Source organism: Plantactinospora sonchi (assembly GCF_036422035.1).
GTDB classification, from domain to species: domain Bacteria; phylum Actinomycetota; class Actinomycetes; order Mycobacteriales; family Micromonosporaceae; genus Plantactinospora; species Plantactinospora sonchi.
In genome coordinates, this window is record NZ_JAZGQK010000017.1 from 142,349 (window position 1) to 155,843 (window position 13,495).

A 13,495-nucleotide genomic window follows, 5' to 3' on the forward strand; every position below is an offset into this window, starting at 1 on the left:
CCCCCCCCGGGGGGGGGGGCGGCCCGGGTGGGGGGGGGGGGGGGGGGCCCCCGCCCCCCCGCCCCCGCCCACGCGCCGGGGCGGCGCCCCCCCCCCCCCCCCCCCGGGGGCCCCGGCGCTCGACGTCTGGCTGGCCGGGCTGCTGACCGAGGGACTGGCCGCCACCGGCACCGCCGGAGACCCGACCGGCAGCCGTGGCGCGGGCGGCGACCACTCCGGTGTCCGGGGCATCGCCCTGGTCGCGGTCGGCGGCCTCGGCCGGCGGCAGTGCGCACCCTGCGGTGACCTGGACCTGGTCCTGCTGCACGCCGGGGTGCCCGGCATGGACGAGCTGGCCGCCGCCCTCTGGTATCCGATCTGGGACGCCCGGCTCGGGCTCGACCACTCGGTGCGGACGATTCCCGAGGCGCTCTCCGTCGCGCACGACGACGTGAAGGTCGCGCTCGGCCTGCTCGACGCCCGGTATGTCGCCGGGGACCCGGCGCTCGCCACCCAACTCGTCACCGCCGCCACCGACCAGTGGCGGCGTACCGCCGTCCGGGTGCTGCCCCGGCTGCGGGAGATCACCACGGCCCGCTGGCAGGCCCACGGCGAGCTGGCGTTCCTGCTCGAAGGAGACCTGAAGGAGGCCGCCGGCGGGTTGCGTGACGTCGGGCTGCTCCGGGCGGTCGCCTTCGCCGGGATCAGCGACGCGCTCCGCCCGGCGGTCCGGGCCGCCCACGTACGTCTGCTGGACACCCGCGACGCGCTGCACCAGTCGGTGGGTCGGCGGGTCGACCGGCTGCTCGCCCAGGAACGGGCCACCGTCGCCGACCTGCTCGGGCTCCGGCAGCCGCCGCCCGGCGGAGGTCAGCTGTCGGCCGGCGGAGGTGAGACCGACGGCGACACCGCCACCGGCGACGGGGACGCGCTGCTACGCCGGGTGGCCGGCGACGCCCGGACCATCAGCCACGCCCTCGACGACGCCTTCCGGGCCGCCGACCGGCTCCGCTCCGGCCGCCGACGGGACGCCGCCGGCCGACCACTGCGCCGCCCGGTCGCCCGGGACGTCGTCGAACAGGACGGCGAGCTGGTGCTCGCCCGGACCGCCATCGGGGCCCGCCCCGACCCGAGCCTGTCGCTGCGGGTCGCCGCCGCCGCGGCCAGCGCCCGACTGCCGATCGCCAGGGCCACCTGCGAATGGCTCGCCGCGTACTGCCCGCCGCTGCCGACCCCCTGGCCACCGGCGGCCCGCGCCGCGCTGATCACCCTGCTCGGCGCCGGCCCCGGACTGGTGCCCACCTGGGAGACCTGCGACCGGTACGGCCTGGTCGACGGCTGGCTGCCGGAGTGGACCCGGATGCGCAGCCTGCCCCAGCACAACCCGGTGCACCGGTACACCCTGGACCGGCACCTGGTGCAGGCCGCCGCCGAGGCGACCGCGTACGCCCGCGAGGTGGACCGACCCGACCTGCTGCTGCTCGGCGCCTTCCTGCACGACGTCGGCAAGGGACTCGACGCGGACGGTGCCGAGGCGCGACCCGGCCGGCCCGAGGGCCTCGGCGGCTCGGCGGACCACAGCGTGGTCGGTGCGCCGATCGCGGCCCGGATCGCGGCTCGGATCGGACTGCCGCCGGTCGAGGTGGAGCTGATCGAGAAGCTGGTCCGGTTGCACCTGCTGCTGCCCGAGGTGGCGACCCGACGGGACATCGGCGACCCGGTGACCATCACCGGGGTCGCCGAGGCGGTGCGGGACACCACCACGCTGGGCCTGCTGCACGCACTGGCCCGGGCCGACGCGCACGCCACCGGTCCGGCGGCCTGGTCGGACTGGAAGGCCCGGCTGATCGCCGAACTGGTCCGCCGGGTGCACACCCGGCTCGACAGCGGTCTGCTCCCCGACCCGCCGGTGCCGGACCCGACGCTGGTGGCGGGGCCGCTGCCCGCCGTACACCTGGAGGGGGACCGGGTGGCGGTGGCCGCCGCCGACCGGAAGGGGCTGCTCGCCGCGGTCGCCGGTTGTCTGGCCCTGCACCGACTGGAGGTGCTGGCCGCCGACGCCTCGATGGTCGAGGACCGTGCCCTGGTCGAGTTCCTCGTCCAGCCCCGGTACGGCACCCCGCCGGACCCGGTCGCGCTCGCCGCCGACCTGCGACGGGCGGTCACCGGCGACATCTCGGTGACCCAGCGGCTGCGCGGTCGGGCCCTCGCCGCCCGGGGCGGCGGTTCCCCGCCCCGGGTGGTCTGGCACCGGGCCGCCGCCACCGACGCGGTGGTCCTGGAACTGCGGGCCGCCGACTCCGGAGGGCTGCTCTACCGGGTCACCACCGCCCTCGACGAGGCGGGCGCCCAGGTCCGGGCGGCCCGGATCTCGACCCTCGGCGGCGACGTGGTCGACGCGTTCTACCTGGTCGGCACCTGGCCGGACCAGGCCGAGCGGGACCGGGTCGAGGCCGCCGTGCTGGCCGCCGCGGGCTAGCTCAGGGAACTACGTCGCCGGACGTAGTTCCCACGCCGCTCGCCGGCCGACGCCGGTCGACCCCCGGATCCGGGACCGTCGACGGCATGACAGGAACGGTCGCCCAGCCGGGCGGGGACGACGGACCCCTCGGTGTACCTGTGCCCGCCGTGACATCCTCTGGACACATGGTGGTCGGTGACCGCTCCGAGCGGCTGTGGAACCCGCTGCCCGACGTCGCCCTGGCGGTCGGGCTGCTGGTTGTCGGCGGTGTCGGCACGACGGCGGTGGGAGACGAGTTCCCGCAGGCCGCGCCGGTCGACGGTGGGGCGTACGCCCTGGTGGCGGTGGCGGCGGCGGGGCTCGCGGTCCGGCGTCGCTGGCCGGTGTCCGTACTGGCGGTGTGTGCCGTGGCCACCTCGGCCTATCTGGTGGCCGGCTACCCGTACGGGCCGATCCTGGTCTCGTTCTTCGTCGCGGTCTACACCGTCGCCCGGCACCGGCCGATCCGACGGGCCCTGGTCGTCTGTGTACCGGTGCTAGTGCTGCTCCTGCTGCACGTCGTCGTGGCCCGGGTACGACCGGAGGGGCTGTCCGGTGTGCTACCCGGCTCGGCCTGGGTCGTCGTACCCTTCGCGGTGGGGGCCAGCATCCGGGTCAACCGGGAGTCGGCCACCCGGACCCGCGTCGAGCAGGCCCGCCGGCTGGCCGACGAGGAACGGCTGCGGATCGCCCAGGAGGTGCACGACGTGGTCGGGCACGGACTCGCCGCGATCAACATGCAGGCCGAGATCGCCCTGCACCTGCTGGCGAAGCGTCCCGAGCAGGCGGAGGCGGCGTTGACCGCGATCAGTCGTACCAGCCGCGAGGCGTTGGACGAGCTGCGGGCGACGCTGTCGGTCGTCCGCCGGGACGCCGACGCCGAACGTACCCCGGCACCCGGGCTGGACCAGGTCGAGGCGCTGACGGTGCGTCTGCACCGAACCGGGCTGCCGGTCACCCTGACCGTCGACGGCGAGCGTCGGCCGCTGCCGGTCGCGGTCGACCTGGCGGCGTACCGGGTGGTGCAGGAGGCGCTGACCAACGTGCTGCGGCACGCGGGCGCGGCGACCGCGACCGTCCGGGTCGGTTACCTGCCGGACGAGGTGACGGTGGAGGTCACCGACACCGGTCGGGGCGGGTCGGTGGACGGCGCGGTCGGACACGGGCTGACCGGGATGCGGGAGCGGGTCGAGGCGCTCGGCGGGTCTGTCGCGACCGGGTCACGTCCCGAGGGCGGTTTCCGGGTCTTCGCCCGGCTTCCCGCGGAGCCACGGCGGTGACCGGGTCGGCGGGCCCGACGGCCGACGTGGGGCCGGTGATCGGTGTGCTGATCGCCGACGACCAGGATCTGGTCCGGCTGGGGCTGCGCACCCTGCTGGAGAGCGAGCCGGACCTGCGGGTGGTGGGGGAGGCGGCGGACGGGCTCGCGGCGGTGGACACGGCCCGGCGTACCCGTCCGGACGTGGTGCTGATGGACATCCGGATGCCGGGCGTGGACGGCATCGAGGCGACCCGGCGGATCGCCGAGGACCCGGCCCTGGCCGCGACCCGGGTGGTCGTCCTCACCACGTTCGAGATCGACTCGTACGTCTTCGACGCGCTCCGGTACGGCGCGAGCGGTTTTCTGATCAAGGACACCAAACCGGCCGAACTGCTCCGGGCGATCCGGTTGGTGGCCGGCGGGGAGGCGCTGCTCTCCCCGTCGGTGACCCGGCGGGTGGTTCGTGAGTTCGCCACCCGGCCGTCCCGGGTGCTCCGGCCGCATCCGCGCCTCGCCACGCTGACCGAGCGGGAGCGGCAGGTCGCCGGCCTGGTCGGGGAGGGGTTGAGCAACGACGAGATCGCGACGCGGCTGCGGGTCAGCCCGGCGACCGCGCGTACCCATGTCAGCCGGGCCATGGTCAAGCTGGGCGCCCGGGACCGGGCCCAGTTGGTCGTCTTCGCCTACCAGTCGGGCCTGGTCGAGCTCTGAGCCGGCCGGGGGCCGGGCGGCTGGCCGCGCCGGACGGGGTGGCCGGCTACCCTTGCGGTGGCCGGACATCCGTGTGCCGGTCACGTCCTGCTCGGATAAATACGACAAACGGGATGCCGCGCCGTGTTTGACACTTTGAGTGACCGCCTTTCCGGGATCTTCACGAAGCTGCGGGGCAAGGGTCGGCTCACCGACGCCGACATCGACGCCACCGCCCGGGAGATCCGGTTGGCGCTGCTGGAGGCCGACGTCGCCCTGCCGGTGGTGAAGGCGTTCATCACGAGCGTGAAGGACCGGGCCCGGGGCGCCGAGGTCTCCCAGGCGCTGAACCCGGCCCAGCAGGTCATCAAGATCGTCCACGAGGAACTCGTCGCGATACTCGGCGGCGAGAACCGTCGGCTCCAGTTCGCCAAGCAGCCGCCCACCGTGATCATGCTCGCCGGCCTCCAGGGTTCCGGTAAGACCACGCTGGCCGGCAAGCTGGCCGGCTGGCTCAGGGGGCAGGGGCACCAGCCGCTGCTCGTCGCCGCCGACCTGCAGCGCCCCAACGCGGTCAACCAGCTCCAGGTGCTCGGTGGGCGGGCCGGGGTGGAGGTCTTCGCGCCCGAACCGGGCAACGGCGTCGGGGACCCGGTCCAGGTCGCCAGGGCCTCGATCGAGCACGCCCGGCGGGCAGCCCGGGACATCGTCATCGTCGACACCGCCGGCCGGCTCGGCATCGACGCCGAGATGATGGCGCAGGCCGCCGCCATCCGGGACGCGGTCGACCCGGACGAGGTCATCTTCGTCATCGACGCGATGGTCGGCCAGGACGCGGTCCGGACCGCGGAGGCGTTCCGGGACGGCGTGGGGATCACCGGTGTGGTCCTCTCCAAGCTCGACGGTGACGCCCGTGGTGGTGCCGCGCTCTCCGTACGCCAGGTCACCGGCCAGCCGATCCTCTTCGCCTCCACCGGTGAGAAGCTCACCGACTTCGACGTCTTCCACCCGGACCGGATGGCCAGCCGGATCCTCGGCATGGGTGACGTGCTGACCCTGATCGAGCAGGCCGAGCAGGCCTTCGACGCCGATCAGAAAGAGAAGATGACCGCCAAGCTCATGGGCGGCGAGCAGTTCACCCTGGAGGACTTCCTCGACCAGCTCATCGCGGTACGGCGGATGGGCCCGATCGCCAACGTGCTGGCGATGATGCCCGGGATGGGACAGATGAAGGACCAGCTCGCCGAGCTGGACGACAAGCACTTCGACCGGGTCACCGCGATCATCCGGTCGATGACCCCGGGCGAGCGGACCAACCCGAAGATCATCAACGGTTCCCGGCGGGCCCGGATCGCCAACGGCTCCGGGGTCACCGTGATGGACGTCAACCAGCTGCTCAACCGCTTCACCGAGGCGCAGAAGATGATGAAGCAGATGGGCGGCATGATGGGCCTGCCCGGCGGCCGGCGCAAGGCCACCAAGTCGCCGAAGAACAAGCGCAAGGGCACCAAGGGCGGCGGCCGGCCCCGGGTCGGCGGTCCCGCCGGCGGCTTCCCGGGCGGCATGCCGCAGCTCCCGCCGGGGCTGGACCCGAACGCGCTTCCCGGCGGCCAGGGCCTGCCGCCCGGCTTCAAACTGCCGAAGCTCGACTTCAACAAGCTCACCAAGCGGGACGACCAGGACCGTTGACGGGTACGGGCGGAGATCCACCGGACGCGATCCGGTAGGAATGTGCCCATGGCGCTGCACGTACGCGGAGTCGTCCTGCCCGACGACGAGGTCCGGGACCTGTGGCTGACCGGCGACCGGGTCACCTTCACCCCGGTGCCGGGGGCGGAGACGGTCGCCGACCGGGGCTTCGTGCTGCCCGGTCTGGTCGACGCGCACTGCCACCCGGGCATCGCCCCGGGCGCGGTGCCGATCACCTCACTGGACCAGGCCCGCCAGCTGGCCACCGTCGACCGGGACGCCGGAGTACTGGCGATCCGGGACGCCGGCTCGCCGTACCCGTACCCGGAGTTGGAGGACGAGCCGGAACTGCCCCGGCTGGCCCGGGCCGGTCGACACATCGCGTCGCCCCGGCGTTACCTGCGGGGCCTGGCGCTGGAGGTGGAGGCGGCCGAGGTCCGGGCCACGGTGGCCGAGCAGGCCCGGGCCGGGAACGGCTGGGTCAAGCTGGTCGGTGACTGGCTCGACCGGAACGTCGGCGACCTGGCCCCGTCCTGGGACCCGGAGACCATGGCCGCCGCGGTCGAGGCCGCGCACGCCGCCGGGGCCCGGGCCGCGGTGCACACCTTCTCCGAGTCGGCCGTCGCGATGATGGTGCGGGCCGGGGTCGACTCGGTGGAGCACGGCACCGGGTTGAGTCCCGACCTGCTCGACGAGATGGCTCGGCGGGGCACCGCACTGGTACCCACGATGATCAACATCGAGACCATCTTCGGTGGGATCGCCGACCAGGCCCGGGAGAAGTTCCCCGGCTACGCCAGCCACATGCTCGCCCTGCGGGACAACTTCCCCGCCCTGGTCGGGGCGGCCCACGAGGCCGGAGTGCCGATCTACGTCGGCACCGACGCCGGTGGCGGCATCGACCACGGGCTGGCCGCCCGGGAGATGCTGCTGCTGCACGAGCGGGCCGGGATGTCGACCGTCGACGTGCTGGCCGCCGCCTCCTGGCGGGCCCGGGACTGGCTCGGCTTCCCCGGACTGGTCGAGGGTGGCCTCGCCGACCTCGTGGTCTACGACGCCGACCCCCGGGCCGACCTGCGGGTGGTCCAGGCACCCCGGCGGATCGTGCTGCGCGGCCGCGTGGTCCGCTGATCCGCACCGTGCGGCACCCGGACTGATCCTCTGCGCGGGCGGGGGGCTCGCCCCGGCGCACCGGCTCTGGCGTCGGCGCCTAAGATGGGCCCTCATGGCACGCGTGCTCACTCCCCGTGCGGAGGATTTCCCCCGCTGGTACCAGGACCTGATCGCCAAGGCGCAGCTCGCCGACAACGGGCCGGTGCGGGGGACCATGGTCATCCGACCGGCCGGCTACGCCATCTGGGAGCGTATGCAGGCCGAGATGGACGCCCGGATCAAGGTCGCCGGGGCGGAGAACGCGTACTTCCCGCTCTTCATCCCGGAGAGCTACCTGCGCCGGGAGGCGCAGCACGTGGAGGGCTTCTCGCCGGAGCTGGCCGTGGTCACCCACGGTGGCGGCAAGCAGCTCGCCGAGCCGGTCGTGGTGCGGCCGACCAGCGAGACGGTGATCGGCGAGTTCATGGCCAAGTGGGTCGACTCGTACCGTGACCTGCCGCTGCTGCTCAACCAGTGGGCGAACGTGGTCCGCTGGGAGCTGCGGCCCCGGATCTTCCTCCGGACCAGTGAGTTCCTCTGGCAGGAGGGGCACACCGCGCACGCCGACGAGGCCGACGCCCGGGCGTACGCCCGCAAGATCCTGCACGAGGTCTACGAGGACTTCATGGTCGGCGTGCTCGGCATCCCGGTGCTGACCGGGCTGAAGACCGCCCGGGAGCGGTTCGCCGGAGCGACCCGCACCTACACCCTCGAAGGCATGATGGGCGACGGCAAGGCGCTGCAGATGGGCACCTCGCACGAGCTCGGGCAGAACTTCGCCAAGGCCTTCGACATCACCTACACCTCGGCCGAGCGCACCGTCGAGCACGCCTGGACCACCTCCTGGGGTAGCTCCACCCGGATGCTGGGCGGGCTGATCATGTGCCACGGCGACGACAACGGGCTGCGGGTGCCGCCCCGGCTGGCGCCGGTCCAGGCGTACGTCATGGTGGTCAAGTCCGGCGACGGGGTGACCGAGGCCGCGGTGAAGCTCCGTGACGCGCTGCGCGACGCGGGCGTGCGGGTCGCCCTCGACGACCGTGTCGACACCCCGTTCGGCCGCCGGGCCGTCGACGCCGAGCTCAAGGGATATCCCGTACGCGTCGAGGTCGGTCCCCGCGACCTCGCCGCCGGCAACGCGGTGCTGGTGCGCCGGACCGACGGCTCGAAGACCCCGCTTCCGGTCGCCGACGTGGTCTCGGCGGTGCTCGCCGCCCTCGACGCCGACCAGCAGGCGCTGTACGACGGGGCCCTGGCGATGCGCGAGTCCCGGACCGTCGACGTGACGACCCTGGACGAGGCGATCGAGGCGGCGGCGGACGGCTGGGCCCGGGTGCCGTGGTCGGTCGTCGGCGTCGAGGGCGAGGCGAAGGCGAACGCCCGGGGCGTCACCGTCCGCTGCCTGCGCCGGGCCGACGGCTCTGTGCCGGACTCGGAGGACGAACCCGAGCTCGTCGCCATCGTCGCGCGTTCCTACTGACGTGGTGGACCGACCGCGCTCCGGCGGAGCTGGCTCGGGCGGGCCGCGTTTCGCGCCGGGTCGGCTCGTCCTGCACCGCAACGTGCGGCACGGCCGGATCGGCTGGGTGCGGCCCGGCCGGGTGATCAGCGATGACGACCGTGGACTGCTGCTCTGGATCGCCCGGGACACTCCGGTGGCGCACGAGGTCACCGAGGACGGCCGGGGGATGCGGCTCATGACGTTCGCCGAGTGGGTGACCAACTCCTACCGGCTCAAGGTCAGCCGCTGGAACGGCCCGCCAGTGCTGAAGTTCCTGCCCGCCGGTGCCGACCACTCGGTCTGGTTCTTCCGTACCGAGGACGGCAGGTTCGCCAACTGGTACGTCAACCTGGAGGAGCACGGCGTCCGCTGGGACGACGGCGAGGTGGCCGGCGTCGACATGGTGGACCAGGATCTCGACGTGGTGGTGCGCCCCGACCTGAGCTGGGCCTGGAAGGACGAGGACGAGTTCGCCGAGCGGCTGGCGCTCCCGGAGCACTACTGGGTGCCCGACCCGGCGGCGGTACGCGCCGAGGGGGAACGGGTGATCAAGCTGGCCGAGGCCGGGGAGTTCCCGTTCGACGGCACCTGGACGGACTTCGTCCCCGACCCCGGCTGGCCGGTGCCGACCCTGCCGCAGGGCTGGGACCGCCCGCCGGTGCGCTGACCCCCGCCCACGCCCCAGGTGTTAGGAAGGGGCCCTTCTACAACCGAATGCGATAAGAAGGGGCCCTTCCTTACCGCCCGTAGGGCTTGTCGGGGGAATCCTCCCACTCGAACGCCGGGTCGTCGGTCCAGCCGAAGCCGGTGAAGACGCGGTCCGGTCGCCGCAGTTGCACGGCGGCGATGACCTCGCCGAGGTCGAAGGACCAGTCCAGCAGCGCACAGGCGGCGGCCTCGGCGACCGAGGCCGGCGATCGCTCGCCGGGGCGGAGTCGTTCCCGGGTGTCCCGGGCCAGCAGGGCGGCGGCGACCAGCGGCACCAGCAGGGCGGTACGACCCCGCGAGGCGCGCAGCCCGGGAAGCGCCGCCGCGGCGGCGAGTGCCAGGGTGGCGGCCCGGTTCAGCTTGGGTCGCCCCCGTCCGGGATGGACGTCGAGCAGCCACTGCCCGGACCGGCCGTAGGTGACCAGTCGCCGGCTGACCGTACCGAGCGAGTCGGTGCTGCCCTTGTCGTGCACCACCAGGGCGGACGGGTCACAGGCGATCGTGTAGCCGGCCTCGGTGAGCCGGATCCCCAGGTCGACGTCCTCGCCGCCGACCACGGTCAGGGGCCGCTCGTGGAAACCGCCGACCGCCTCGAAAGCGCTGCGGCGGATCGCGAGATTGCAGGTCGTGGCCCAGGCGACCCGCCGGGCCCGGCCCGGCCACTCGAACGCCGAGTTCAGCAGCCGGGAGCGGCTCATCACCCGGAAGACCGGAGTCTCCGTGCCCTGGACGTATGTCGGCCCGGCGACCGCGCCGACCTCCTCCGGCGCGGCCCGCAGCGACTTGACGTGCCGCTGCAGCAGGTCGCCGGTGGCCAGGCAGTCCGAGTCGATGAAGAGGATCAGATCATGGACGGCGAGGCGCACCCCGAGGTTGCGTTTGGCGCCGACGTTGCGGGGACCGAACACGTACCGGGCGCCGAACTCGGCGCAGTGTGCGCGGTGCAGTCGCGCGTCGGCCGGCTCCGAGTCGTCGACCAGTACGATCTCGACCGGTTCCGGGCAGTGGGCGACGGCCTGCCGCAGGCTCGCCAGCAGCGCCCGGGTCTCGGCGACCCGCGCCTTGACCGGTACCACCACCGACAGGCCCGGTACGGGCACGGCGTCGGGGTGCGGGGGCTCCGGCCCGGTCATCTCAGGACTCCGGTCGTGGGGCGGGACACCGGCTCGGACCGGGTCGCCCCGGCCACCCGGTCGAAGGCGTCCATGGCCAGGGCGACCGGCACCGGCACCAGCGGCCGCCCGGTCTCGTCCCGGGCCGGTCGGCCGGGACCGTCGAGTAGCACCATCAGCACCTCGTCGGGTTCACACGCGGCGTACCCGCGCTTGTTGTCGGCGGTGAGGGCGCGCAGTACGGCAGCCCGGTCGATCGTGCGGAACCGCTCCGAGGGTTCCGGCAGGCCCAGGGCCGCGGTCAACTGGTGATGGGTTTCGACACATTCGAGGTCGAGGCCGCGGGTCCGGCGGCTCACCTCGGCGGCGACCCGCATGCCCCAGGCGACCGCCTCGCCGTGTCCGACCGCGCCCGCCGAGGCGAACTCGATGGCGTGCCCGACGGTGTGGCCGTACTCGAAGACCAGGGCACCCCGCCGTTCGTGCGGGTCGTCGAGCAGGTGCGGCTGTTTGGCCTCGATACCGATCTCCAGCAGGTCGCGCAGCGCGGCGAGCGGACGCCGGTCGAGTTCGGCCAGCGCGGTGGTGAAGCTGTCCCGCCGGTGCGGTACGGCGACCAGGATGTTCTTCGCCATCTCGGCGAGCCCGGTGCGCAGGCCGCTGCGGGGCACCGTGCTCAGCCAGCGCAGGTCACAGATGATCAACGTGGGGGTGAAGTAGGTGCCGCAGAGGTTCTTGCCGGCCGGAAGGTTGACCCCCTGCTTCACCGAGACGACCGCGTCGAAGGCCGCGACCGGGGTGGTCGGCGCGTGGACCAGCCGGGTGCCCCGGTAGAGCAGCGCGGCGGCGAGGCCGGCGATGTTGCCGACCGTTCCGCCGCCCATCGCGAGGATCACCGATCGCCGGGACAGCCGCCGCTCGGTGGCGTACTCGAGGATCGCCTGCACCGAGGGAAGGGTCTTCTGCGCCTCGACGGCGTCGAGCGCGTACGTCTCGACCCGCAGGTGCCGGGCGAGCAGGGCGGCCAACGTCTGCGCGTGGTCCCGGACCCGCCGGTCGCTGACCAGGAGCACCGCGTCGGCGTCGGGGAGTTGTCGGATCGTCGCGGCGACGAGTTCCGGCAGGCGGTCGGCACCGTAGTGGTAGGGGACCCGGGTGGTGCCGAAGCTCAACTCCCGCTCGGTCACCTCCATGGACCACCGGTTCGACGTACCCGGGGTGACCGGAAATTATCGGAAAGCGATCCCGGGTACGGTCGACGACGACGGGGCCGTGGCCCGGGTGGTGCGCTACGGCTGGGCAAGGTCAAGGCCAGCCCTTCCCGTGAGGAACGCCCCCTTGAGCAGCAGGAAGGGGACGACATCGAGACGTCCGCGCCAGGATAGATCAGCTGCAATCGATCGACAAGACTTCCGGAAAACAACCGCCGGGGGCGGCGGCCGTCGGGGCGGCGGTACTCAGCCGGTCAGGGATCGGTAGTCGACCTTCCCGTTCGGGTGCCGTGGCAGTCCGTCCACCGCCCGCGCCGACACCCCCAGCCGGTGCAGGCCGAAGCGTTGCGTCACCGCCGCGACCACCGCCGCCAGTTGGCTCCGGTCGGCCCGCTCGCAGAGCACCAGGACCCGGTCCCCGTCCGGTACCGCGGCGGCGACGGTGATCTCCGCGACCAGGTGCTCGACGGCGTCGAGGTTCACCCGTACCCCGAACGCCTTGCCGATCCGTCCCGCCCGGCCGGAGAGCCACAGGTACCCGTCGTCGTCGAGTTGCCCGGTGTCCCCGGTGCGCAGCGTGCCACCCAGGTCGTCGCCGCGACCGAGGTCCGTGGCGGTCTCCGCGTACCCCATCATCACGCCCGGGCCGTGCACCAGCACCTCGCCGGTCCGTCCGGTCGGGTCGGCGGCCCGGTCCGGGTCGATGTCGAGTCGCACGCCCGGGATCGGCGGCCCGACCGAGCCCGCCTTCTCGGGTAGTCGCTCCGGCGGCAGGACACAGATCCGTGGGCCGGCCTCGGTCTGGCCGTACATCACGTAGAGCCGGCCGTCGTGTTCGGCCATCGCGGCGCCGAACCGGGTCACCAGCCCGACGGAGAGCCGCCCGCCGGAGGTGGTGAGCGTCCGCACCCGGGGACTCCGGTCCGGCGTCCATGGTTTGCGGGCCAGCAGTTCGAAGGTGTGCGGTACGCCGGCGAGCGAGGTGACACCGTACCGGTCGACGCTGTCCCAGAAGCCTCCGTCGAGGACGCCCCGCCGGTCCAGCACCACCGTCGCGCCGGCGCGCAGGTGACTGTGCAGCACACTCAGCCCGTACGAGTAGAACAGCGGCAGGGTGGTGATCGCGACGTCGCCCGCTCCGATGCCGAGTGTGGTGACGATCGCGTCGGCGTTGGCCAGCACGGCGGCGGTCGACAGTCGGACCAGCCGGGGTCGGCCGGTCGAACCGGAGGTGCCGAGCAGGAGTCCGAGGTCCGGATGCGGCCGGGTCTCCGGGGTGGTGCGCCGGATCCAGGCGGGCCCGAGTGGTTCGGACTCCACCGTCCGGTAGCCCGGTGGTGCCCCGGGCGGCCGCTGTGCCGCCGACGGTCCGGCCCGCCCCGGGGCCGGCGCCGCGGCCAGCCCGAGGACGGCGGCGGGGGCGAAGCGTTCGGCGAGCTCCTCGACCGGTCCGGCCGCGATGCCGGCTCCCCAGAGCACGACGGGCCGGCGCGCCCGCAGTGCGCCCAGGTATCGCAGCACCGAGGGGAGTTCGTTGCCGACCAGGCAGGCGACGACACCCGGCGGGACGGCGTCGAGGGCCCGGACCACGGTGTCGAGCGCGGCGTCGAGTCGTGGCCCGTGCAGGCTCTCCCCGGTGGCGGCGTCGACCAGTCGCGCGCCCGGCGACGGTAGCGGGATCATCGCCACCGG

10 protein-coding genes are annotated in these 13,495 nt (G+C 73.7%); 7 read left to right on the top strand and 3 right to left on the bottom strand.

Features of this window, described 5'->3' with window-relative positions; genetic code table 11:
• Positions 1 to 130 precede the first annotated feature (130 nt).
• From V1633_RS20785 to V1633_RS20815, 7 genes are all read left to right on the top strand, one after another.
• Positions 131 to 2,458 carry a [protein-PII] uridylyltransferase gene (locus V1633_RS20785; protein ID WP_407952074.1) on the top strand — a complete coding sequence of 776 codons (2,328 nt, stop codon included), beginning with the start codon at positions 131 to 133 and terminating at the stop codon, positions 2,456 to 2,458.
• A 167-nt stretch (positions 2,459 to 2,625) separates the two neighbouring features.
• On the top strand, positions 2,626 to 3,759 hold the full coding sequence (locus V1633_RS20790) for a sensor histidine kinase (RefSeq protein WP_331216036.1): 1,134 nt from the start codon (positions 2,626 to 2,628) through the stop codon (positions 3,757 to 3,759).
• A 35-nt stretch (positions 3,760 to 3,794) separates the two neighbouring features.
• On the top strand, positions 3,795 to 4,451 hold the full coding sequence (locus V1633_RS20795; RefSeq protein ID WP_331216210.1) for a response regulator transcription factor: 657 nt from the start codon (positions 3,795 to 3,797) through the stop codon (positions 4,449 to 4,451).
• A 123-nt stretch (positions 4,452 to 4,574) separates the two neighbouring features.
• Positions 4,575 to 6,119, top strand: a complete 1,545-nt coding sequence (gene ffh / locus V1633_RS20800) for a signal recognition particle protein (RefSeq protein WP_331216037.1) — start codon at positions 4,575 to 4,577, stop codon at positions 6,117 to 6,119.
• A gap of 48 nt (positions 6,120 to 6,167) precedes the next feature.
• Complete coding sequence (locus V1633_RS20805; RefSeq protein WP_331216038.1) at positions 6,168 to 7,250, top strand: amidohydrolase family protein; 1,083 nt, start codon at positions 6,168 to 6,170, stop codon at positions 7,248 to 7,250.
• Positions 7,251 to 7,344: 94 nt separating this feature from the next.
• On the top strand, positions 7,345 to 8,751 hold the full coding sequence (gene proS / locus V1633_RS20810) for a proline--tRNA ligase (RefSeq protein WP_331216039.1): 1,407 nt from the start codon (positions 7,345 to 7,347) through the stop codon (positions 8,749 to 8,751).
• A 4-nt stretch (positions 8,752 to 8,755) separates the two neighbouring features.
• The gene (locus tag V1633_RS20815; protein ID WP_331216040.1) at positions 8,756 to 9,439 is read left to right on the top strand and encodes a DUF402 domain-containing protein; all 684 of its coding nucleotides are present in this window, start codon (positions 8,756 to 8,758) and stop codon (positions 9,437 to 9,439) included.
• A gap of 70 nt (positions 9,440 to 9,509) precedes the next feature.
• Here V1633_RS20815 and V1633_RS20820 read toward each other — a convergent pair whose 3' ends face one another.
• The 3 genes from V1633_RS20820 to V1633_RS20830 all read right to left on the bottom strand — a co-directional run bounded on the left by V1633_RS20820 (position 9,510) and on the right by V1633_RS20830 (position 13,486).
• Positions 9,510 to 10,613: a glycosyltransferase family 2 protein gene (locus tag V1633_RS20820; protein ID WP_331216041.1), complete on the bottom strand. Its 1,104-nt coding sequence runs from the start codon at positions 10,611 to 10,613 to the stop codon at positions 9,510 to 9,512.
• Entirely contained in the window at positions 10,610 to 11,785 is a 1,176-nt protein-coding gene (locus V1633_RS20825; protein ID WP_331216042.1) for a 3-dehydroquinate synthase family protein, read from the bottom strand. The genes V1633_RS20820 and V1633_RS20825 overlap by 4 nt, the downstream gene beginning before the upstream one ends.
• 264 nt (positions 11,786 to 12,049) lie before the next feature.
• The gene (locus V1633_RS20830; RefSeq protein ID WP_331216043.1) at positions 12,050 to 13,486 is read right to left on the bottom strand and encodes an AMP-binding protein; all 1,437 of its coding nucleotides are present in this window, start codon (positions 13,484 to 13,486) and stop codon (positions 12,050 to 12,052) included.
• Positions 13,487 to 13,495: the final 9 nt, after the last annotated feature.